This is a genomic window from Sphingopyxis sp. 10G20-10 (assembly GCF_057365075.1).
The window spans coordinates 346938-368041 of record NZ_CP195117.1; the positions used below are offsets into that span (position 1 = coordinate 346938).

The following is a 21104-nucleotide window of genomic DNA, read 5'->3' on the forward strand; positions in this document are numbered from 1 at the left end:
TCCTACATCCACGCCTGACCCATCGCGAACGGGGCGGCGTGGTGGGAGAATTTCTGATGCGCGCTATTTGGCTGTTTCTGACGGCAATTGCCACCCCGCTTGTCACCCCGACGCCCCTGTTGGCGCAAATCCCCAAGAGAAAGACATAGAATTGACCGTAAAAGCCCCGCACCTGTCCGACGCGCCGATCGCCGAGCAACGCCCGCACCAACTGACCCTGCACGGCAAAACCCTGTCGGACCCGTGGCACTGGCTGCGCGACGAAAGCTATCCGATCATCGATGACGCCGATGTGCTCGCTTATGTAAATGCCGAAAATGCCTATTTCGATGCGGCGATGGCCCCCCATGCCGATCTGGTCGAGACGCTGTTTCAGGAGATGAAGGGCCGGATCAAGGAAGAGGACTCTAGCGTCCCGCAAAAGGATGGCGACTGGCTGTACTGGGTCGAATATGAAACCGGCGCCGAATATAAGAAATGGTATCGCAAACCCGCATCAGGGGGTGGCGAGACGCAACTGATCCTGAATGAGGTCGCGCTGGCCAAGGACAAGGATTATTTCCGTCTGTCCGAACTGTCGGTCAGCCCCAATGGCAAACTGATGGCCTTTGCCGTCGATGACACCGGCGCCGAACGGTTTGAAGTGCGGTTTCAGGACCTCGGCAGTGGCAAGATGCTGCCCGATGTCATTCCCGGCACGCTGTCATCGCTGATCTGGACCAGCGGCAATGATGCCCTGCTCTATGGCCTTGCGAATGAGCATTGGCGCACCGACAATGTGCGGCTGCACAAGCTTGGCACGCCGGTCAGCGACGACAAATTGCTCTATCAGGAGCCCGACATCGGATTTGGCGTCGGCATCGGAAAAACCGCCGCCGACAATTATATCGTCATCGCGACCGGCGACAATGAAACCAGCGAAGTATATCTGCTTCCCGCCGATCAGCCCGAAGCCGAACCCATGCTGGTATCATCACGGCAAAAAGGTCGTGAATATGCAGTCGATGAGCGCGACGGCACACTGTATATTCACAGCAATGACACCCACCCCAATTTCCGCGTCGCTACCGCCAGCCTGGCCAAGCCTGACGACTGGACGACATTGATCCCCGGGTCGGACGCGACCTACATCACCGGCCTTGCTGTCTTTCGCGATTATTTCGTCCTCGAAACGCGCGAAGACGGGCTCGATCAAGTCGATGTGCGCAGCTATGACGCAGCGCTGACGTCCGGACGCATTGCCTTTCCCGAGGCGACTTATGTGGCTGGGCTGGGTGACAATCCCGAATATCATCAGGACAAGTTGCGGATCGACTATGAATCGATGGTCACCCCCGACACTGTCTTTGACTATGACATCGCGACCGGAAAGCTTGAAACGCTGAAGGTGCAAGAGATTCCATCTGGTTATGATGCAAGCCAATATGTAACCGAACGGGTTAATTTACCCGGACGCGACGGGGCGATGGTTCCGGCGTCGCTGGTTTACAAGAAAGGTACGCCGATCGACGGCAGCGCGCCACTGCATCTTTATGCCTATGGCAGCTATGGCTATCGCGTCCCGCCCGGATTTTCGACGATTCGCCTCAGTCTGGTTGATCGCGGGATGATCTATGCGATTGCCCATGTCCGCGGCGGCGACGATCTGGGACGCGACTGGTATCTGGCGGGCAAAGCCGACCGGCGGAAAAACACGTTCCATGACTTCATCGACATCGCGCGCGGCCTGATCGCCAAAAATTATACACGCGCAGGCAAGATTTCGGTCGAAGGCCGCTCGGCGGGCGGTCAGGTGATGGGGGTGATCACTAATGATGCGCCTGAATTATGGGGCGTGGTGCTGGCGGGGGTTCCCTTTGTCGATGTGATCAACACGATGACCGACGAAACACTGCCGCTAACCCCCGGTGAATGGCCCGAATGGGGCAACCCAATCACCGACAAGGCCGCGTTTGATTATATGCTGTCGTACAGCCCCTATGACAATGTCAGCGCGCAAGCCTATCCGCCGATGCTGGTATCAGCAGGGCTCAACGATCCGCGCGTCACCTATTGGGAACCCGCCAAATGGGTCGCGAAGCTGCGCGTCACCCGCACCAATGATAGCCAGCTACTCCTGCGCACCAACATGGACGCGGGCCATGCGGGCAAATCGGGCCGTTGGAGCGCGCTGCGCGAAGACGCCGAGGAATATGCGTTCGTGCTGACCCAGTTGGGCGTGGAGAAATAAGCCCCACATCATAGGAAGCCGCGCGTCGCTAATTCGCGCTTCAGCGTCTGCGCATCGCGAAACTGATGTGCCGCTATTCCCGCTGCTTCGGACGCGGCGACATTGGCGGCATTGTCGTCGATGAACAGCGCGCCCGCAGGGTCGATGCCAAATCGATCGACCGCCAGCGCGTAGATAGCGGGGTCGGGCTTCATCAATTTCTCCGTCCCCGAAACGATGATGCCTTGAAAGCGGTCGAAGATCGGCTGGGAAGCGCGAAATTGCCCCCAGAAGTCATGTCCGAAATTGGTGATCGCGAACAAGGGCACGCCCGCCGCGTCGAGCCGCTCGACCAGATCGGGCATCCCAGCCACCGGCCTAGGGATCGTTTCGCAAAAACGTGTGGCATAGGCGTCGATCAGCGTGGCGTGAGCGGGGAATTCGGCTTTGCGTTCGGCGACCATCGCCGCCAGATCGCGCCCCTGATCGGCCTGAAAATGCCATTCGGGTGTAATGATGTTGGTCACGAACCATTCGAGCTCTGCCGGATCAGCAATCAGCTTGGCGAACAGGTGACGCAGATCCCAATCGAACATGACCCGGCCGACGTCAAAAATCACACAGCGCGCGATCATATGCGCGCCGTACACGCGAAAGCGCCGCCGGAAGTTTCCGACGGCGTTACGCTGATCAACAATGGCGGACGGGGCGATACCGCCCCGGCCAAGGGCATTAGCCCTGGCGCGCCTTGAAGCGGCGGTTGGTCTTGTTGATCACATAGGTGCGGCCACGACGACGAATCACGCGGTTGTCACGATGGCGGCCCTTCAGCGACTTCAGGCTGTTGCGAATCTTCATTACACTGTTCCGATAATATGGCGTTGTACGCGAAGGCGCGCAATTATGGGGATGCGGGCAAAATGTCAACTGCCGATCAGGCCGCGAGGCGTCGTCCGGCGAGTTCGCGTTCCCACGCCAGCGCATGGCCGACAATGGTATCGAGGTCGGCATAACGCGGTTCCCAGCCGAGCGCCGCGCGAATCGCATGATTGTCGGCAATCAACGCATCGGGATCGCCCGCGCGCCGTCCGGCAAGACGCCGCTCGATGCGCTGGTTGGTGGCGCGATCGACCGCGTTCAGCACCTCAAGCACTGAAAAACCACGCCCATAGCCGCAGTTGAGCCGATGACTCGCGCCGGGGTCAGCGACCAGCGCGTCGAGCGCCAGCAAATGAGCCGCCGCCAAATCACTGACATGGATATAATCGCGGACGCCGGTACCGTCGGGCGTATCAAAATCGGTGCCGAACACATCGATATGGCTGCGGCGGCCTAGCGCGGCCTCCACTGCAACCTTAATCAAATGGGTCGCACCGGCGGTCGACTGGCCGCTGCGTGCCGCCGGATCCGCGCCTGCGACGTTGAAATAGCGCAACGCGCAATAGTTGAAGTCATGCGCGGCGGCGACATCGGCGAGCATCGCTTCTGTCATCAGTTTCGACATGCCATAGGGGTTGATCGGAAACTGCGGCGCGTCCTCGGTCACGGGAACGACTTCGGGGATGCCATAGGTTGCGGCGGTCGAGGAAAAAATCATGTGGCGGACACCCGCCGACACAGCGCTGTCGATCAGGCTGCGGCTGTTGGCGGTGTTGTTGCGATAATATTTGAGCGGATTTTCGACCGATTCGGGCACCACAACCGAGCCCGCAAAATGCATGATCGCGCCGACATCCTGTTCAGCAATAATATGCGCGACAAGCACAGGGTCGGCGACATCGCCTTCATAAAAGGTCGCCCCGCCCGGCACCGCCCAGCGAAAGCCGGTCACCAAATTGTCGAGGACCGTGACGCGCCAGCCGGCATCAAGCAGGGCCAGCACGGCATGGCTCCCGATATAGCCGGCACCACCGGTCACCAGGACAGTGAAGGGACGGTCGGGACGGGTCGTGCGGGGTTGAGACACAGGTTTCGGCTCCTTTGGCCGGAAACCTATAGGAACAGTGGTTAGCAAAGGGTTAGCGCTGGAGCGAAAGGCCTAGCCCGCCAGCGCCTTATGCCGCCGCCGTTGGACCGATGACCCGATCCCCATCGATTCGCGATATTTGACCACGGTGCGCCGTGCGATGTCATGCCCCTCTGCCGACAATTGCTTGGCGATGCTTTCATCGGACAGGATCGCCTTGCCATCCTCGGCATCGATCAACGCCTTGATGCGGCTCTTGATCGCCTCTGCCGATACTGCGCCATCGCCCTCGGTCGCCGAAATTCCGCTCGAAAAGAAATATTTAAGTTCGAACAACCCGCGCGAACAGGCGAGATATTTGTTGCTAGTGACACGGCTGACGGTCAATTCGTGCATCTCGATCGCCTCGGCCACCTGTCGCAGCGTCAAGGGGCGCATATGCGCTACGCCGTGGAGGAAGAAACCTTCCTGCTGCTTCACAATCGCGCTCGCCACTTTGACGATGGTGCGCTGACGCTGGTCGAGAGCGCGCACCAGCCAGTTTGCACTCGCAAGCTGTTCGGACAGCCACGCCCGATTCTTGGAGCCCGCAGCCTTGGTCAGTTCATTATAATAACGCCGATTAACGAGCAGGCGCGGCAAGGTGCTGCTGTTGATCTCGACAGTCCAGCCCTCTTTAATCTGACGCACATAGAGGTCCGGGACGACCGCTTGCGTCGCGCTGCCGCCAAAGCGCAGGCCCGGCTTGGGGTCATAGCCGCGCAGTTCGCGGATCATGTCGGCCAGATCTTCGTCATCGACCCCGCAAATGCGTTTAAGCTGCGGAAAAGCGCCGCGCGCCACCAGATCAAGGTGCGCGATCATACATTGCATCGGCGGGTCATAACGATCGGCATCGCGCGCCTGAAGCGCGATACATTCGGCAAGGTCGCGCGCGCCCACACCGGCGGGATCAAATTCGTGGATGACCGCCAGCACTTCTTCCACATTATCGAGCGGGAGCCCCAGCCGGTCCGCCAAATTACCAAGGTCGCCGCGTAAATATCCGGTCTCGTCGATCAGGCCGATCAGCTGTTCGGCGATAATCGCGGCGACACCGCTCAGCCGCTGACCTGCCTGCGCAAGCAGATGATCGTGCAGAGTCTCCGCCTCGTCGGCGAAACTGTCGAAATCAATGGCTTCGCCGCTGCCCGACAGTCCGACATTGTCACTCACGCTGTCGTGATGAAAGCTTTCGGCGGCATATTCGGCATCGAGCTGGTCGGCGGCACCGCCATCAGCGCCGAGCGCGCTGTCGGTCGCTTCGGCCGGAGCGTCGCCATTGGCCAGTGTGGCCTCACCGTCGGCGCTTGCTCCATCGCCCCCGCCCTCCCCATCGTCCGCCCCCGTCGCTTCGAGCAGCGGATTGCTTTCCAGCGCCTCAGACAGATAAGCGTCGAGTTCGAGGTTTGAAAGCGCAAGCAGCTTGATCGCCTGCTGCAATTGCGGCGTCATCACCAGCGATTGTGACTGGCGGATATCGAGGCGGGGACCGAGCGCCATTGTGGGCTAAGCGATCATAAACGCGCGCGGGCGTGCCCTTCGCAGGCCAACACCCCCATCACAGCGAGAACCCCTCGCCCAGATAGAGTCGCCGCACTTCGGGGTCAGCGACCAGTTCGGCGGGCGATCCGGCGAGCAAGACCTTGCCGTCATAAATGATGCAGGCGCGATCAACGAGGTCGAGCGTTTCGCGGACATTATGGTCGGTAATCAGCACCCCGATGCCGCGCGTCTTTAGGTCGGCAACAAGGTCGCGGATGTCCGAAATCGACAACGGGTCGATCCCCGCAAAGGGTTCGTCGAGAAGCATGATCGAGGGGTTTGCGGCCAGCGCGCGGGCGATTTCGGCGCGACGCCGTTCGCCGCCCGACAGCGCCATCGCCGCGGCGCTGCGCAATCGGGTAAGGCCAAATTCTTCGAGCAATTCCTCGAGCCGCGCCTCGCGCGCGATCTTATCGGGTTCGCAAAGTTCGAGCACGGCTGCGATATTTTGTTCGACCGTCATGCCGCGAAAGATTGAAGTTTCCTGCGGCAAATAGCCCAGACCCAAAATCGCGCGCCGGTACATGGGCAGCGCGGTAATATCTGACCCATCGAGCATGATGCGTCCAGCGTCGGGTTTCACCAAACCCATGATCGAATAAAAACAGGTCGTCTTGCCCGCGCCGTTGGGACCGAGCAGGCCGACAACTTCACCCTTACCGACCGACAGCGACACATCGGACAGCACGACGCGTTTGTCATAGCTTTTGGCGATTGAAATAATTGCCAGCCCATTGCCGGCAGCGGCGTCCTCCTGAACGTGCGCCGTATGCTCGGCAACGCCATGATCGCCGACGGGCGTGGGAACTGCCAAGGTGGATTCATCGGTCATATATTTATCGCTGCCAGCAAGGGGTCGGGGTCGGGACGGAATGCAGCGATACCCCAGCGGCGACGGCAAGGTCAATCTGGCAAGATAATTGCAAGGACAAGAATTTCAGCCGGATGATCATCGTTGCATGGGGTTGTCAAAGCCTTAATGCCCCGCCTGCGCGCCACGCGTCACACCCGACAGCGCCAGCTGCTCGTCAATCGCCGCCATCAACCGGTCGAGCGCCGCTTCATCTTTTGCTTCGGCGCGCGCCACCAGTACATCCTGTGTGTTCGAGGCGCGTAGCAGCCACCAGCCATCTTCGGTGAGCACCCGCGCGCCATCGGTGCGGTTCACCTTTGCTCCCGAAGCCGAAAGCCGGTCGAGAACTTCATCCACAATGGCGAATTTGCGGACCTCGTCGACCTGAAAGCGCAGCTCGGGCGTGTTGACCATCGGCGCCATTGCGCCGCGCAGCTCGGTAACGCCTTGTCCCAGCTTGGTTGCTGCCTCAATCAGGCGAACCGCCGCATAGGGCGCGTCATCATAACCATAATAGCGGTCGGCGAAAAAAATATGCCCGCTCATTTCACCCGCCAACGGGCTGCCGACTTCCTTCATTTTGGCCTTGATCAGGCTGTGTCCGGTTTTCCACATCAAGGGCCGGCCGCCCATTTCGGAGATCCGGTCGAACAACGCCTGGCTGGCCTTTACATCGGCAATGACCGTCGCGCCGGGCTGTTCGACGAGCAGCGCCGCGGCATAGATTTGCAACAATTGGTCACCCCAGATGACCCGGCCCATGCTGTCGATCGCACCGATCCGGTCGCCGTCGCCATCAAAAGCCACTCCAAAATCGAGCGACTTGTCCGCGACGAGCGCTTTCAAGTCGGAAAGGTTCGCTTCGTCCGTGGGATCAGGGTGGTGATTGGGAAAATGGCCGTCAATATCGGTAAACAACAGATGATGCTCACCGGGCAGACGCGCGGTGAGTTTCTCGATCACCGTGCCCGCCGCACCATTGCCCGCATCCCAACCGATGCGAAACGCCCCGCCACCGAATCCAGTGACCAGCCGGTCGACATAGGCATCGAGGATATCGATGCTTTGATGGCGTCCCTCGCCGCTTTCCCAATCACCGGCCGCAGCCATTTTGCCGATCCCGACAATGTCAGCCCCGTAAAAGGGGCGCCCCTTCATCACCATCTTGAAACCATTATAGTCGGGGGGGTTGTGGCTGCCGGTTATCTGTATTCCGCCATCCACTTCCTGCGTTGACGCGGCATAATAGAGCATCGGCGTCGGCCCCAGCCCGATCCGCACGGCATCGACGCCCGCCGCATTAATCCCCTCCACCAACGCTTCCTCGAGCATCGGCGAAGAGAGACGTCCGTCATAGCCAACCGCGATGGCGCTGCCCCCGGAGCGGCGCACCAATGTTGCAAAACTGCGCCCGATCGCGCGCGCGTCATCGGCCGACAATGTGTCGCCGACGACACCGCGAATATCATATTCGCGCAGCATTGTCGGGTGAAAGATATGGGTCATGGGCACAGGTCTCGCTGGCTGGAAAAGCGGATCAAGCGGCGGCGAACAAATCGCCATCGGGGTGGAGGCGGGTGCGGGCTGGCAGGTTAAGTCCGGCCATCGCTTCGCGCAATTCTTGCCGCGCGATAACATGACCGATCCCCATGCCGCCGAGATGCGCCTTGTCGAGCAGGGTGAGGCCGGCGGGGAAGAGCTCACGATAAATCACACGCTCGCCCAATCCGGGAATGACGCGAAAGCCGACGCGGCGCGACAATTGGTTGAGCGCTTCACCGACGCGGCGCATATTATGCGCATCGACATGCTGAAGCCGGTTCCGCAAAACTATCCAGTCGATTGTCCGCCCGTCACTTTTGGCGCGCGCCTTGCGCGTGTCCCAGATCAGTTCGGAATAAAAACTGGGGCGCAGCACCTGAAAGGTTTCGGGGTCGACCTGACCGATCAGGTCGAAATCGATAAAGCTATCGTTGATCGGGGTGATCAGCGTGTCGGCCTCGACCGCAATATGGCGGGCAAAGACATCATCGCGACCAGGGGTGTCAGCCACCAGATAATCGCAGTCGGCGGATAGTTGCGCCATTTGTTCGTCCAGTTCCTCGACCGTCGTCCCGGTGAACACCTCAAAGACCGGCGTCGGGAGTGTGATGTCGCGCCGTTTGGCCGTTTGCACCCGATTTTCCATATAGCGGTCAAAGGTGCGCTGGCGCGGATCGAGGTCGATACAGGCGACGCGCCACCCCTGACTGGCCAGCGCCACCGCAAAATGAACCGCGCAGGTCGATTTGCCCGTGCCGCCCTTTTCATTGGCAAAGATAATTTTGTGCGGCGCGGGGCTGGTCATGAGCGTTGCGAATTTCCTGTTGGCGCGGCAAGAGGAGCGCGCGCGATGATCCTATCGCGTCGCCAATATCGGAGGCAGGGCAAGGGTGCAAATCATCCGTGACATCGAGGCGCTGCGGCAGGCCATGGCCGCGCTGCAACGCGGAGGCAAGAGCGTCGCTCTGGTCCCCACCATGGGCGCGCTGCACGAGGGGCACTTGTCGCTGGTTCGCACGGGTCGACGCATTGCCGATCATGTGGTCGTGTCGATCTTTGTCAATCCGACCCAATTCGGTCCGGGTGAAGATCTCGACGCCTATCCGCGCGACGAAGCAGGCGATGCGGCGCTACTCGCCGAAGAAGGCGTCGCAATGATCTGGGCGCCTTCGGTTTCAACCGTCTATCCGCCCGGCCACAGCACCCATATTGAGGTTGCCGAATTGGGCAGCGAATATTGCGGTGCCGCGCGGCCTGGCCATTTTGACGGCGTCGCCACCGTTGTCGCCAAATTGTTCAACCAGCTGCACCCCGATATCGCGATTTTTGGAGAGAAAGACTGGCAACAGTTGGCGATTATCCGCCGCATGACACGTGATCTGGATTTTGCGGTCGACATTCTAGGCGCGCCGATTGCGCGGGCCGGGGACGGACTCGCGCTGTCATCGCGCAACGCTTATCTGACGGGCGAGCAACGCGCGGCGGCGGCTGGGTTTCCGGCGGCGCTGCGCGCGGCGGCTGGCCGGATTGCGGAAGGTGACGAAGTTGCCGCGGCGCTGAACGAGGCCGAAGCAGCCATATTGGCCAGCGGCTTTGATAGTGTGGATTATGTGGCGCTGGCCGATGCCGATACTTTGGTCCGGTTGGACGAATTTCGACATCCGGCGCGGCTTTTGGCGGCGGCGCGGATCGGAAAATCCCGACTCATCGACAATATGGCGGTGGGTTGAACCACACCAAAAGCCGCGCAAAACAGACATTCATTGCCAGAGACCATGAGAAAACAACAGTACAGTTAACCATTTGTTGACCATGAAGCGCAACATTGGGTCCCAACGCTTGCGATGAGCGAGTGAAACAGGGGGCCAAAAACATGGCAAACAGTTTGAAGAGTGCGCAATATCTGATCGAAAGCCGGTTGCTCGATGCCGCACGCGGCGACGCCGGGGCCTATTTTGACCTTGGCCTAGCCTTTTCGACCGGCACTGGCGGGGTCGATGTTGACCTGATCCAGGCGCATAAATGGTTCAACCTTGCGGCGCTTGGCGGTAATAAAGAAGGCCAGCAATGCCGCGCCGATGTCTCTGACGAGATGAGCCGCGATGAAATCGCCGAAGCTCAGCGTCAGGCCCGCGCCTGGCTCGACGAAACCGCCCGCCGCCCCGCTGCCCGCAGGTTCGCTGCCTAAATCTTACTCTTTCCGCCGAAAAGGCATATGGCCTTCGAGCCAGTCCATTTCGGCCTCTTCGGCGTGTCTTTCCTGATTTAGGAAATCGGCGACCGCGCGCCGGAACCCCGGATCGGCGATAAAATGCGCCGACCATGTCGCCACCGGCGCATAACCGCGCGCCATTTTGTGGCTGCCCTGCGCACCCGCTTCCACCCGGCGCAGTCCTTTTGCTATCGCGATGTCTATGGCGCGATAATAGCAAAGCTCAAAATGCAGATAGGGGATGTCGGCAAGACAGCCCCAATATCGGCCATAAAGCGTATCGGCGCCGACAAAATGCAGCGCCCCCGCCACCGCCCGCTCTTCGGAGTAGGCAATAATCAGGATGATGCGGTCGGCCATCATCGTTCCCAACAAGTCAAAGGCGCTGCGCGTCAGATAGGGCTGCCCCCATTTGCGCGCGCCCGTGTCCTGATAAAATTGCCACATCGCCTCCCAATGGTCGGGACGGATGGCATCACCTGTCAGTTCTTCGATTCGCAGCCCCGAAACGGCGCGTGCGCGTTCCTTGCGCAACTGCTTGCGCCGCGCCGAGGTCAGCGTCGCCAGAAAATCGTCGAAGCTGTTGTAACCGGCATTGGCAAAGTGAAACTGGATATCGCGCCGCACCAGCCAGCCCGCATCCTCGAACAAAGCCATTTGTTCGGGTGCGACAAAGGTCGCATGTGCCGATGACAGACCATTCTGGCGCACCACAGCCTCGGCGCCGCGAATCAGTAAATTCGCCGCGTCGGCATCACGCGCCAACAGGCGCGGGCCAGGAACCGGAGTGAAGGGCACGGCGATTTGCAGCTTGGGATAATAATCACCGCCAGCGCGTGCCCAGGCCTCTGCCCAGCCCTGATCGAACACATATTCGCCCTGGCTATGTCCTTTAAGATATGCAGGCGCCGCTGCGACAAGTGCGCCCGTTTCATCCTCAACCAATATCGGGGCGGCTTGCCAACCGGTGCCTGCGCCAACGCTGGCCGATGTTTCCAGCAAAGCCAGAAAATCATGACTGACAAAGGGGTTTGCGTCGTCGTGAAGCGAATCCCAAGCCGAACGGTCAATCGCCGCTACTCCATCACCGAGGCGGATCGTCCGCATAGGCGGGTCGGCTTCGGCCATCGTCGCGCTACGCCGGACGCACCGCGATGATGGCGTCCACTTCGACCGCAGCGCCAAGCGGCAGCGCCGCAACGCCAACCGCACTGCGCGCATGACGGCCGGCCTCACCGAATACCGATTGCATCAGTTCCGAAGCGCCATTGGCGACTTTGGGTTGAGCGGTGAAGTCAGGAGCCGAATTGACGTAAACCCCCAGTTTGACGATGCGATCAAAACGCGACCAGTCAGCGCCCAAGGCTTGGCCAATCTGCGCGATCAACATCACACCGCAGCGTTGCGCCGCGTCATAACCGCTCGCTTCGTCCATATCGGCACCAAGTCGTCCGGTGACGACGTCGCCGTCACGAAACGGAAGCTGACCGCTGATATGTACATGCCCGCCACTTTCAACGGCGGGAACATAGGCGGCAACAGGCGCGGCAGGCCGGGGTAAGATAAGCCCCAGTTCGGCGAGCCTAGCATCAATATCAAACGAAACAGACGTCATGACAATTTCCTTTTCCAATTCGCGCCGGTCCGATCCAAAATCTAAACGATTGCGATCGCCGGAGCCGGTATGTTTTCATCGAGACGCGCCACGATCCAGTCGTACGCCGTCGTCCAGTCGTCGATTCGGGCATGGGCATGTTCGGATGCAACAATCTTGTGCGAAATACTCGCTTCACCGACCAGATGCAGTCGCCACACATCCGGCGCTTCCTTTGATACCGAGTGATGATGCCCCGCCAGATCGTCGATAAAAATGGCGACCGACGGCTGACGTTCGGCGATCAACCGGCGCACCGGTTCGCCTTTGCCCCCGCGGCTACCGATGACCGGGACATGAAAACCATGGTCTGCGAGCTGGTCGGTCCGCGCCTGCTGATGGTCGGGACCGACATTGGTCAAGACGACGATATCGGCGTGCTGGCGCAGATGCGCCATCGCTTCCAAGGCTCCGGGAATTGGCGTTTGCCGCCCCATCTGTTCCCGAAAAAAACTGTCGAGCAGTGGCCAGACCTCGGCGGCCTCCAGCGGCGTTCCGCATTCCTTGCGCTTGAGAGCCCCGGCAAAGCTCGCATCCTCGATCTGGAAAAGCACGCCATGCTCCTCGTCCACCCAACGCGCAAAGGGGACAACCATGTGCATCAGCACTTCGTCGCAATCGGTGATAATCAGGGGGCGAGTCATTGTTCGTCCCCATGCCCGCCATCGAGCCGCGCGGCAACCGCAGCGAGCAAGATGGGCGACTGGTTCAAGGAATCGGCGCAGGCGACCAAATCGGCCTCATGCGCGACCAGAAACCCCATCACCGCCGCCAGCGTGGTACGATTTCCCAGCGAAGACCGCAGCGCATCGGGGGTCAATCCGGTAAGCGCAAGCAGGCGATCAGCGCGTTGCTCGTTGACGACAATCCAACTGAGCGCGGCCAGCGCCAACGCTTCATCCTGTTCCTCATTCGCTTCGTGGCTCAATGGGGTTCGCCTCGGTGCTAGTGTTTGTGTCATCCCGCCGATTCGCCTAAACCGAGAAGCAACGCAAGACTGGAAAGCAGCAAATTATGGGTAAGACCATCATGGTCGTCGAAGATAATGAGCTGAACCTGCGCTTGTTTTGCGATTTACTCAACGCCCATGGCTATAGCGCCCATCCGGTTCGCGACGGGCGCGAATGTCTGGCACAGGCGCGCGCGCTAGAGCCTGACCTGATCATCATGGACATCCAGATGCCGCATGTCAGCGGAATGGACTTGATCGTCCAGCTAAAGGCCGATGCGGCGTTAAAGCATGTCCCGATCATGGCGGTCACCGCCTATGCCGGCAAAGGCGACGAAGACCGCATCCGCGCTGCTGGCGCCGAAGCCTATGTATCCAAGCCGATTTCGGTGATCAAATTCATCGAAAGCGTGGGGGCGTTTGCCTGAGATAATCAGGGCCTACCTTGCGTGTGAGCTGCGATGAGCTGAGTCATTTTCCACTCAACCCTATCCGACCTGCGATTTGCGATTGGGCACCGCACAGTGTAGCCTTCCTTCGTTCTCTGCCGCCACCAGTCTCGTGGGTCGCAAATTTGTGACGTCACCGAACAATTATGGCCGAGCGCCCGTATTTTTGCGGTCGCAGGCCCTTGTGAACAGGAGAATAAAATGAATCATTTTCTCAAATTACCGGCCTTGTCCGGCTTGGCAGTTGTTGCTTTGATTGCAACGCCGGTCATGGCTGCAGATAATCCCAAAGTGGCGGCCGCAGTCATGGCTTTGGCCCGCGCGCAATGGGATGCGGAAATTGCCGGAAAGCCGGTTGCCGAACAAATCGCTTCCGTTGCCGATGATTATACCGAATTTAATCCCGGAGCGCCGATCCGTATCGATGGCAAGGCGATGAACGCCCGCTTTTACAATGCGGTGTCCATGGATGGTTCCAAACCACTTGCCTCTGACATGGTCAATCCGAAGGTTCAGGTTTATGGCGACACGGCCATATTGACCTATAATTTCGTCGGAATGCTTCAATCAAAAGACGGAAAAATCGAGCCCAATAACGCCGTTTCGACGCGCGTCTATTCGCTCATCAATGGAAAGTGGATGCTGGTCCACGGTCATTTCTCGGCTGTGAAATGAGCATAAACGCAAAAGGGCGGCGCAACGGGCCGCCCCATACCCCAGCTTGCGCTGGGATGACGCATCGTCAGGCCGCTCAGCGTTGCTGAACGGGTCGATGCATCACTTGATTTTAGCTTCCTTGAACTCGACGTGCTTGCGCGCAACGGGATCATATTTGCGCTGCACCATCTTTTCGGTGAGCGTGCGCGGATTCTTTTTCGTGACGTAAAAGAAACCCGTATCGGCGGTGCTCACCAGCTTGATCTTGACGGTGGTCGGCTTGGCCATGGCCCTAATCCTCAATTAAACAGCGTCTGGGCCGCCAGCGACCCCGATGCGGCGGGGCAGCGGCCCCGACTTGGTGGTTTGAAAAGCGGGGCACAGCACGCAAGCGTCGCCGACCCTGAATATGGAGCGCGCCTCTGACGGGATTCGGCGCTTGTGTCAAGTGTTAGCGTTGGCAATGGGCAGCCACAGGGAGAGTAGGGGACGTGAAAGCCGCCCTTTACCGAGCCCTAGCCGTTGCGGATTTGAAAACGCACCGTCATCACCTGCCAGCTTTCCTGTGCCACCCCGTCAAGGGTCGCAGGTTTAAAGCGCCATTTGGATAGCGCGCGACGGCGGGTTTCCTCAAAAAATCCGGGGCTGGTCGCGCTGACCTCTTCGACCGCCTTGACCCGCCCGTCGGTGCCGATGAGGACGCGCACCTTTGCCACACCCTCGACCCCGCTACGCTGTTCACGCGCCGGATAGTCCGGTTGGAAAAGCACTCTGTAACGCGGGTCGATTCGCGCCTCGACCAGTTTCGGTAGCGCCGGTGGCGGCGGGTCGACGATGACCACGGGGCCGCCGAGCGGCGGCAGGTCAATGATTGTCGGTAACAAGGGCGTTTTGATCGGCGTTATCTTGATCGGTTCAAAACGAGGATGCGGCGCGGTCAGGCGCGTTGGGGGCTGCGGCACCGGCATTTCGTCGGGCTTTAGCGGCGTCGGTTTGGGCAAAGTGATGAGCGTGCCTTCCAATGGGACCTTTTGCGGTGCCAGATCGACCACCATAGGGGACAGCACAACCGCGACCAGCAAGGCTGCGGGCAGTCCAACCGCCAATGCGACCGCGACGGGGCGATGCCGCGAACCGGGATTGTAACTGCCGCGCGCCAATAGGGGTTCGGCAGTGGCGGCGGATTGCCGCTGCGGCGACAACAGAGTCGCGGACAATAATGGTATCAAGGTCATGGCACTCTCCTTGCCTGGTACTGACCCGGTCCCGTCGCGCGTTGATCGTCACTGACCGACCGCATCACAGTGATGTGATAGTATAACATACCGCAATTTGTCAAGCGCGCAGCAATTGCCAAAGCGCCTCCGGGCGCGCTAACGCGACTGACAGACGGCGGGGTTGCAGCAGGGGACAGGCGACCATGATGGAACATGTGGATTTCCAGACCTTGGGACTATTGCTGTTCGTCGCCTCGCTGGTTGCGATGGTGTGCCGCAGGTTAGGCGTCCCCTATTCGGTCGGGCTAGTGAGCGCGGGCATCGCGCTGGCGCTCTTGCCCTTTGGCCTCGAACTACCGCTAACCCCGACTCTGATTTTTGAGGTTTTTCTGCCGCCACTGGTTTTTGAAGCAGCGATTCAGATCAACTGGCGGCCCTTTCGCCGCGAACTCCCCCTGTTGTTAGCGCTGGTCACGCTGGGCGTCCTGCTCGCCGCAACGGTGGTCGCGGTGGGGATGCATTATTGGGTCGGGTGGAGCTGGCTGGGGGCCGCCTTCTTTGGCATCATGGTCGCCGCGACCGACCCGGTATCGGTGATTGCGATGTTCAAGACGGTCAAGGTGCCCGACCGGCTCCACTTACTCGTCGAATCGGAAAGCTTGCTCAACGACGGGGTCGCTGCGGTGGGCTTTGCCGTACTGGTGGCGATCGCGGCGGGCGGCGATGTCGGCACCGCGGCCATTTCGACAAAGCTGGTAACAACAGTTTTCGGCGGCATCGCGACGGGGGTCGTCGTAGCGGTTCCACTGATTTTCATCGCCGGCCGGACGACCGACCGGCTGGTCGAAATCACGCTGACCACGCTCATCGCCTATGGCAGCTTTTTACTCGCCGAGCATTTCCACCTGTCGGGCGTGCTCGCAACGCTGACTGCCGGGCTGATCGTCGGCAATTATGGTTTCATGGGATCGATCTCGGACGAGGGGCATCCGGCGGTGGTCAATTTCTGGGAATATGCGGCGTTTCTGGTCAACAGCCTTATCTTTTTGCTCATTGGCGGACGCGAGGCTCAGCAGGCCTTTTTGCCTGTCGTTGGCGCGGCCGCAGTAGCGACCTTGCTGTCGATTATCGGGCGCGGAGCGGCTATTTACCCCGTCGCGGCGCTGTTCTCACGCGGCAAACTCGCGCTGCCTGGAAAATATCAGCATGTACTGGTGTGGGGCGGGCTAAAGGGCGCGCTGGTGCTTGCGCTCGCCCTCGCGCTGCCTGCCAGCCTTGCGGAGCGCGATGCCATCATCACCATCGCCTTTGCCGTCGTCGCCTTCAGCATCTTCATTCAGGGACTCACCATGCCGCCACTGATGCAGCGTCTGGGTTTGGTCGAAACAGAGGGAAGCCCGGACAAAACGATACATTGACGGTGTATCTTCAACAGCGATAACAAGAATAAACTAGGGGAGACATAAGCATCATGCGGAAAATTTCATTGAGCCTTGCATCGACAGCCTTGCTGGCTGCGGCCACGCTGGCCGCGGCGCCCGCCGCCGCCCAAGAGAGTGCAAGCCAGACTATCGTCATTCACGCGGGTTCACTGCTGCGCGATGCCGACAGCATGGCCAGCGGCCCGGTGACGGTCACCGTCAGCGACGGCAAAATCCTGTCAATCGCGGAGGGCACCCAACCCGCCCCCGCCGGAGCGAAGCTGATTGAGCTGCCCAATCGCACCATCATGCCCGGCCTCATCGATCTGCACGTCCATTTGACCATCAACGCTGATGAACTAGGCGAATGGCGACGCGCGGCGACCGATACGGATGAGTGGGCCACCGCTTCGGCGATCAAAAATGCCCACCGCGATGTACGCGTCGGGTTCACCACGATACGCGATGTCGGCGGACCAATGGCTGCCCTACTTGCCGCGCGCACTGCTATCGACAAAGGCTGGTTTCCCGGTCCACGCATGGTGATAGCGGGTCAACCGCTGTCGGTCATCGGTGGCCATGCCGACATCCACGGCTTTCGGCCCGAAGTGATGAAAGCGCTCGACGCGGGCAATATTTGCACAGGCGCCGAGGAATGCGCCGCGCTGGTCCGGAAAACAGTGCGTGACGGTGCGGATCTTATCAAGATTATGGCCACCGGCGGCGTGCTAAGTCAGGGCGACAAGAGCTTGGGTCAGGCATTTACCGATGCCGAGATGGTGAGCATCGCCGACACCGCTCATTCGCTGGGCGTCAAAGTCGCCGCACATGCGCATGGCGACGAAGGCATCCTTGCCGCGACGCGCGCCGGGATCGATACGATCGAACATGGCACCTTCACCTCGCCCGCAACGGCGAGGGTGATGAAGACCGACGGCACGGTTTTGGTACCGACGCTGGTGGCGTTCAAGGGCGTGGTAGAGAAACTTGGCAAGGGATTTTACTCACCCGCCGTCGAACTCAAAATCCGGGAGGTTCAACCCCATGTCGGCAAAGGATGTCGCAATGCCCGCGCTGCCGGGGTGACCATCGCCTTTGGCACCGACACTGGCGTTACCCAGCATGGCCGTAATGCCGAGGAATTTGGCCTGTTGCAGGATCAGTGCGGGATGTCGCCGCGCGATGCCATCCGGTCGGCAACGCTGACCGCCGCGAAGGTGCTCGACCTCGACACCCAGATCGGACGTATCACACCGGGCTATTCCGCCGATATCATCGCGGTTCCCGCCAATCCGCTCGACGATGCGCGCGTGTTGGAAAAGGTCGACTGGGTCATGGTGCGCGGTGCGGTGGTCGACTGAGGCTTAGGGCGGAGCGGCGTCGCCCCCTGCGCCAATCCTAGCTAGCCGCCGCCAACCGCTTCACCGCTTCGTCCTTGTTGATGAGCGGCAGCAGTTCGGCCATGTCAGGGCCGTGGTCTCGCGCCGTCAACGCTCGGCGCAGTGGGAGGAAGAGGGCACGACCCTTCGCACCCGTTTCGGCCTTCACGGCGCCAGTCAACGCGTGCCAAGGATCGTTGGTCCAGTCGACATCGGGTGCCGCCGCCGCTGCCGTCGCTAGAACCGCCCGATCCTCATCCGCCACAGCAGGCGCATCAAACGGGCCGTCAAACACCGCCACCCAATCGGCCGCCTCAGCCAATATCTCGATATTAGGGCGGATAGCGTGCCAGCGGGCCGCACCGATGGCCGGAGGCAGGCGGTCGGCGACACGGTCATAATCAAACTGGTGCAGGATTTTCTGATTGAGCAGCGCCAGATCCGCCTCGTCAAAGCGCGCCGGAGCGCGACCGAAATGAGCGAAATCGATACCGGAAATCAGTGGCGCGGAATCGGTGACCGGCTCGACCGGCTCGCTCGTCCCCAGTCGCGCGAGAAGCGCCAGCAGAGCGATGGGTTCAATTCCCTGATCGCGCAACGCCGCCATGCCGAGCGAGCCGAGCCGCTTCGACAGCTTGCCTTCGGTGCCGACGAGCAGCGCCTCATGCGCGAAGGTCGGCGGCGTTGCGCCGAGTGCGGCAAACATCTGCGTTTGTGTTGCGGTGTTCGACACATGATCTTCGCCGCGCACCACATGGGTGATATCCATGGCAATATCGTCGATCACCGACGGCAGTAGATAGAGCCAGCTACCATCGGCACGGCGGACCACTGGATCGGACAATATCTTTGGTTCAAAATGTGCATCGCCACGAACCATATCGGTCCATTCGATCGGCGCATCATGGTCGAGCCGGAAGCGCCAGTGCGGCGCGGCCCCTTCTGGCACCGGCGCATCGACAGGCTTGCGTTCATATACAGGGGGAAGCCCGCGCGACAGCAGCACCTTGCGCCGGATGTCGAGCTCTTCGGGGGTTTCATAACAAGCATAGACGCGTCCCGCCGTCTTCAGCTTGGCAAATTCCGCCTCATACAGATCAAAGCGCGCCGACTGCCGTTCCTCGCCATCCCAATCGAGCCCCAACCAGTTGAGGTCGGCCTTGATGCCGTCGACATATTCCTCTTTCGACCGTTCGCCGTCGGTATCGTCAATCCGCAGCAGAAAGCGCCCGCCATGTTTTCGCGCCCACAGCCAATTGTGAAGCGCGGTGCGGACATTGCCGACGTGCAGATTGCCGGTGGGCGAGGGGGCGAAGCGGGTGGTGATGGTCATGCGGTACGAAATCCATGGGTGATCGGGTAGCGCCGGTCGCGACCGAAATTGCGCGTCGACAATTTGACCCCCGGCGGGGCCTGGCGGCGTTTATACTCGGCGAGTGACAATAGTCGTTCGATGCGCACCACTATATCATGGTCAAAGCCAAAGCGCGCCACGACATCATCGACGCTTTGGTCTTCCTCGATCAACGCATGGAGCATGAGGTCGAGGTCGGCATAGGGTGGCAGACTGTCCTCATCCTTTTGGTCGGGACGCAGCTCGGCACTCGGCGGTTTGGTGATGATGCTATCGGGCATCACCGGCGTTACCGGATTGCGTGACAGGCGCGGGACCGTTTCGTTGCGCCATTTGGAAATCGCAAAGACAGTCATCTTGTACGCGTCTTTCAGCGGGTTATAGCCGCCCGCCATGTCGCCATAAATGGTCGCATAGCCAACGCTCATCTCGCTTTTATTCCCGGTTGTCAGCAGCATCGGACCGAATTTGTTGCTGAGCGCCATCAGCGTCACACCGCGGATGCGCGACTGGACATTCTCCTCGGTCGTGTCGACGTTCGCATCGGCAAAGCTGTCGCTGAGCATCGTGTCGAACGCTTCGACAGCGGGGGCAATCGGGATGGTGTCGAGACGGCAGCCGATCATCTTTGCACAGCCCGCGGCATCGTCGAGGCTCGACTGGCTGGTAAAACGGCTCGGCATCATCACGCACCAGACCTTGTCCGCACCCAGCGCATCAGCGGCAATCGCCGCGCAGATCGCCGAATCAATCCCGCCCGACAGGCCGAGCACGACGCCCGGAAACCCATTGCCTTCGACATAGTCGCGAAGCGCGACCACCATCGCGTGATAGATATCGCCGGGATGATCGCCCCAATGCGCCACCGCGCCGGACGCGCAGGACCAGCGACCATCCGCGCCTTTGCTCCATCGGGTGACGCGTTCTTCGGCTTCCCAATCGATGAGCCGGTGCGCGGTGGTGCCATCGCCGTTGAGGACGAAAGAGCAACCGTCGAACACCAGTTCATCCTGCCCGCCAATGCGGTTCAGAAAAGCGAGCGGCAGGCCGGTGTCGGCGACGCGCGCGGCGAAAATCTGGCTGAGCCTCCGATCGTCCTTGTCGATTTCATAAGGGCTGCCGTTGACCGAGATGAGGATGTCAGCGCCTTGCCGCGCAAGATGCTGACACACGACTGGCAACCAGCCATCTTCGCAGATTGGCAGGCCGAGCTTGACCCCGCGCCACGCGACAACATCGGGTAACGGCCCGGGTACAAACACGCGCTTTTCATCGAAGGTGCCATAGTTGGGCAGCTCATGCTTGCGCCGCGTCGCCACCACCTGCCCGCTGTCGAGCAGTGTGACGATATTATAAAGGCCGTCGGCGTCGCGCTCCACAGATCCGACGAGCATCGCAGGGCCGCCATCGGCAGTATCGGCGGCCAGTTCGACCAGCATTGCCGCCGCGCGTTCAGCGAGCGCGGGTTTGAGCACCAGATCTTCGGGCGGATAGCCGATCAATTGCAGCTCGGGATACAGAATGAGGTCGGCATCGGCGTGCCGCGCCCGCACATCACGCATCGCCGCCATATTGGCGGCAAGGTCACCCACTTTTTGGGACATTTGCGCCATGACGATAGTCAGGCGGTCGGCGTTCTCGCTGGCGGTCATGCCCTG

At 60.3% G+C, this 21104-nt stretch carries 22 protein-coding genes; 7 read left to right on the top strand and 15 right to left on the bottom strand.

Annotation, left to right across the window (positions count from 1 at the left end; all coding sequences use genetic code 11):
- Window positions 1-151: 151 nt before the first annotated feature.
- The gene (locus ACR3XE_RS01655) at window positions 152-2230 is read left to right on the top strand and encodes a S9 family peptidase (RefSeq protein ID WP_473699310.1); all 2079 of its coding nucleotides are present in this window, start codon (window positions 152-154) and stop codon (window positions 2228-2230) included.
- A gap of 8 nt (window positions 2231-2238) precedes the next feature.
- On the opposite strand, the gene ACR3XE_RS01660 is transcribed toward ACR3XE_RS01655, so the two are convergent.
- The 7 genes from ACR3XE_RS01660 to ACR3XE_RS01690 all read right to left on the bottom strand — a co-directional run bounded on the left by ACR3XE_RS01660 (window position 2239) and on the right by ACR3XE_RS01690 (window position 8959).
- Window positions 2239-2844 (bottom strand): HAD-IA family hydrolase, encoded by a 606-nt coding sequence (locus ACR3XE_RS01660; RefSeq protein ID WP_473699309.1) that lies wholly within the window; start codon window positions 2842-2844, stop codon window positions 2239-2241.
- Window positions 2845-2941: 97 nt separating this feature from the next.
- Complete coding sequence (ykgO, locus tag ACR3XE_RS01665; protein ID WP_004210176.1) at window positions 2942-3067, bottom strand: type B 50S ribosomal protein L36; 126 nt, start codon at window positions 3065-3067, stop codon at window positions 2942-2944.
- Between the two features lie 76 nt (window positions 3068-3143).
- Complete coding sequence (gene galE / locus ACR3XE_RS01670) at window positions 3144-4175, bottom strand: UDP-glucose 4-epimerase GalE (RefSeq protein ID WP_473699308.1); 1032 nt, start codon at window positions 4173-4175, stop codon at window positions 3144-3146.
- Window positions 4176-4247: 72 nt separating this feature from the next.
- A complete protein-coding gene (gene rpoN / locus ACR3XE_RS01675; RefSeq protein WP_486185872.1) occupies window positions 4248-5717 on the bottom strand; it encodes an RNA polymerase factor sigma-54 in 1470 nt (489 codons plus the stop codon).
- Between the two features lie 58 nt (window positions 5718-5775).
- On the bottom strand, window positions 5776-6591 hold the full coding sequence (lptB, locus tag ACR3XE_RS01680; protein ID WP_473699306.1) for an LPS export ABC transporter ATP-binding protein: 816 nt from the start codon (window positions 6589-6591) through the stop codon (window positions 5776-5778).
- A 144-nt stretch (window positions 6592-6735) separates the two neighbouring features.
- Entirely contained in the window at window positions 6736-8118 is a 1383-nt protein-coding gene (gene pgmG / locus ACR3XE_RS01685) for a phosphoglucomutase/phosphomannomutase PgmG (protein WP_473699305.1), read from the bottom strand.
- Window positions 8119-8149: 31 nt separating this feature from the next.
- Window positions 8150-8959: a division plane positioning ATPase MipZ gene (locus ACR3XE_RS01690; RefSeq protein WP_473699304.1), complete on the bottom strand. Its 810-nt coding sequence runs from the start codon at window positions 8957-8959 to the stop codon at window positions 8150-8152.
- A gap of 85 nt (window positions 8960-9044) precedes the next feature.
- Between ACR3XE_RS01690 and panC the strand changes: the two genes are divergently transcribed.
- Together panC and ACR3XE_RS01700 are read left to right on the top strand one after the other, a co-directional pair.
- The gene (gene panC / locus ACR3XE_RS01695) at window positions 9045-9884 is read left to right on the top strand and encodes a pantoate--beta-alanine ligase (protein WP_473699303.1); all 840 of its coding nucleotides are present in this window, start codon (window positions 9045-9047) and stop codon (window positions 9882-9884) included.
- 143 nt (window positions 9885-10027) lie between these two features.
- Window positions 10028-10342, top strand: coding sequence for a hypothetical protein (locus ACR3XE_RS01700; RefSeq protein WP_473699302.1), 315 nt, complete (start codon window positions 10028-10030; stop codon window positions 10340-10342).
- 3 nt (window positions 10343-10345) lie between these two features.
- On the opposite strand, the gene ACR3XE_RS01705 is transcribed toward ACR3XE_RS01700, so the two are convergent.
- Genes ACR3XE_RS01705 through ACR3XE_RS01720 form a run of 4 tightly spaced genes read right to left on the bottom strand, consistent with a single transcriptional unit; the run spans window position 10346 to window position 12948 of the window.
- A complete protein-coding gene (locus ACR3XE_RS01705) occupies window positions 10346-11494 on the bottom strand; it encodes a GNAT family N-acetyltransferase (protein WP_486185873.1) in 1149 nt (382 codons plus the stop codon).
- Between the two features lie 7 nt (window positions 11495-11501).
- Entirely contained in the window at window positions 11502-11981 is a 480-nt protein-coding gene (locus ACR3XE_RS01710) for a RidA family protein (RefSeq protein WP_473699300.1), read from the bottom strand.
- A 41-nt stretch (window positions 11982-12022) separates the two neighbouring features.
- Entirely contained in the window at window positions 12023-12664 is a 642-nt protein-coding gene (locus tag ACR3XE_RS01715) for an HAD family hydrolase (RefSeq protein ID WP_473699299.1), read from the bottom strand.
- Window positions 12661-12948 carry a DUF3572 family protein gene (locus ACR3XE_RS01720; protein ID WP_473699298.1) on the bottom strand — a complete coding sequence of 96 codons (288 nt, stop codon included), beginning with the start codon at window positions 12946-12948 and terminating at the stop codon, window positions 12661-12663. The genes ACR3XE_RS01715 and ACR3XE_RS01720 overlap by 4 nt, the downstream gene beginning before the upstream one ends.
- Before the next feature lie 86 nt (window positions 12949-13034).
- On the opposite strand from ACR3XE_RS01720, the gene ACR3XE_RS01725 reads away from it, so the two are divergent.
- Together ACR3XE_RS01725 and ACR3XE_RS01730 are read left to right on the top strand one after the other, a co-directional pair.
- On the top strand, window positions 13035-13397 hold the full coding sequence (locus ACR3XE_RS01725; protein WP_473699297.1) for a response regulator: 363 nt from the start codon (window positions 13035-13037) through the stop codon (window positions 13395-13397).
- A 222-nt stretch (window positions 13398-13619) separates the two neighbouring features.
- Window positions 13620-14093: a DUF4440 domain-containing protein gene (locus ACR3XE_RS01730; RefSeq protein WP_473699296.1), complete on the top strand. Its 474-nt coding sequence runs from the start codon at window positions 13620-13622 to the stop codon at window positions 14091-14093.
- A 102-nt stretch (window positions 14094-14195) separates the two neighbouring features.
- Here ACR3XE_RS01730 and rpmG read toward each other — a convergent pair whose 3' ends face one another.
- The gene (gene rpmG, locus ACR3XE_RS01735; RefSeq protein ID WP_473699295.1) at window positions 14196-14363 is read right to left on the bottom strand and encodes a 50S ribosomal protein L33; all 168 of its coding nucleotides are present in this window, start codon (window positions 14361-14363) and stop codon (window positions 14196-14198) included.
- 227 nt (window positions 14364-14590) lie between these two features.
- Window positions 14591-15310 (bottom strand): energy transducer TonB, encoded by a 720-nt coding sequence (locus tag ACR3XE_RS01740; RefSeq protein WP_473699294.1) that lies wholly within the window; start codon window positions 15308-15310, stop codon window positions 14591-14593.
- A gap of 185 nt (window positions 15311-15495) precedes the next feature.
- On the opposite strand from ACR3XE_RS01740, the gene ACR3XE_RS01745 reads away from it, so the two are divergent.
- On the top strand, window positions 15496-16710 hold the full coding sequence (locus ACR3XE_RS01745; RefSeq protein WP_473699293.1) for a cation:proton antiporter: 1215 nt from the start codon (window positions 15496-15498) through the stop codon (window positions 16708-16710).
- Window positions 16711-16763: 53 nt separating this feature from the next.
- Window positions 16764-18074, top strand: coding sequence for a metal-dependent hydrolase family protein (locus ACR3XE_RS01750; protein ID WP_473699292.1), 1311 nt, complete (start codon window positions 16764-16766; stop codon window positions 18072-18074).
- A 37-nt stretch (window positions 18075-18111) separates the two neighbouring features.
- On the opposite strand, the gene ACR3XE_RS01755 is transcribed toward ACR3XE_RS01750, so the two are convergent.
- Window positions 18112-19425 carry a glutamate--tRNA ligase gene (locus ACR3XE_RS01755; RefSeq protein ID WP_473699291.1) on the bottom strand — a complete coding sequence of 438 codons (1314 nt, stop codon included), beginning with the start codon at window positions 19423-19425 and terminating at the stop codon, window positions 18112-18114.
- The gene (locus ACR3XE_RS01760; RefSeq protein WP_473699290.1) at window positions 19422-21098 is read right to left on the bottom strand and encodes an NAD+ synthase; all 1677 of its coding nucleotides are present in this window, start codon (window positions 21096-21098) and stop codon (window positions 19422-19424) included. The genes ACR3XE_RS01755 and ACR3XE_RS01760 overlap by 4 nt, the downstream gene beginning before the upstream one ends.
- Window positions 21099-21104: the final 6 nt, after the last annotated feature.

Bases quoted from the DNA above. Each gene is read 5' to 3' on its own strand.
- pgmG (WP_473699305.1), bottom strand. From the start codon at position 8,118: ATGACCCATATCTTTCACCCGACAATGCTGCGCGAATATGATATTCGC.
- ACR3XE_RS01745 (WP_473699293.1), top strand. From the start codon at position 15,496: ATGATGGAACATGTGGATTTCCAGACCTTGGGACTATTGCTGTTCGTC.
- ACR3XE_RS01660 (WP_473699309.1), bottom strand. From the start codon at position 2,844: ATGATCGCGCGCTGTGTGATTTTTGACGTCGGCCGGGTCATGTTCGAT.
- ACR3XE_RS01730 (WP_473699296.1), top strand. From the start codon at position 13,620: ATGAATCATTTTCTCAAATTACCGGCCTTGTCCGGCTTGGCAGTTGTT.
- ACR3XE_RS01760 (WP_473699290.1), bottom strand. From the start codon at position 21,098: ATGACCGCCAGCGAGAACGCCGACCGCCTGACTATCGTCATGGCGCAA.
- ACR3XE_RS01750 (WP_473699292.1), top strand. From the start codon at position 16,764: ATGCGGAAAATTTCATTGAGCCTTGCATCGACAGCCTTGCTGGCTGCG.
- ACR3XE_RS01725 (WP_473699297.1), top strand. From the start codon at position 13,035: ATGGGTAAGACCATCATGGTCGTCGAAGATAATGAGCTGAACCTGCGC.
- lptB (WP_473699306.1), bottom strand. From the start codon at position 6,591: ATGACCGATGAATCCACCTTGGCAGTTCCCACGCCCGTCGGCGATCAT.
- ACR3XE_RS01690 (WP_473699304.1), bottom strand. From the start codon at position 8,959: ATGACCAGCCCCGCGCCGCACAAAATTATCTTTGCCAATGAAAAGGGC.
- ACR3XE_RS01715 (WP_473699299.1), bottom strand. From the start codon at position 12,664: ATGACTCGCCCCCTGATTATCACCGATTGCGACGAAGTGCTGATGCAC.
- rpoN (WP_486185872.1), bottom strand. From the start codon at position 5,717: ATGGCGCTCGGTCCCCGCCTCGATATCCGCCAGTCACAATCGCTGGTG.
- ACR3XE_RS01700 (WP_473699302.1), top strand. From the start codon at position 10,028: ATGGCAAACAGTTTGAAGAGTGCGCAATATCTGATCGAAAGCCGGTTG.
- rpmG (WP_473699295.1), bottom strand. From the start codon at position 14,363: ATGGCCAAGCCGACCACCGTCAAGATCAAGCTGGTGAGCACCGCCGAT.
- ACR3XE_RS01705 (WP_486185873.1), bottom strand. From the start codon at position 11,494: ATGGCCGAAGCCGACCCGCCTATGCGGACGATCCGCCTCGGTGATGGA.
- ykgO (WP_004210176.1), bottom strand. From the start codon at position 3,067: ATGAAGATTCGCAACAGCCTGAAGTCGCTGAAGGGCCGCCATCGTGAC.
- ACR3XE_RS01755 (WP_473699291.1), bottom strand. From the start codon at position 19,425: ATGACCATCACCACCCGCTTCGCCCCCTCGCCCACCGGCAATCTGCAC.
- ACR3XE_RS01710 (WP_473699300.1), bottom strand. From the start codon at position 11,981: ATGACGTCTGTTTCGTTTGATATTGATGCTAGGCTCGCCGAACTGGGG.
- ACR3XE_RS01740 (WP_473699294.1), bottom strand. From the start codon at position 15,310: ATGACCTTGATACCATTATTGTCCGCGACTCTGTTGTCGCCGCAGCGG.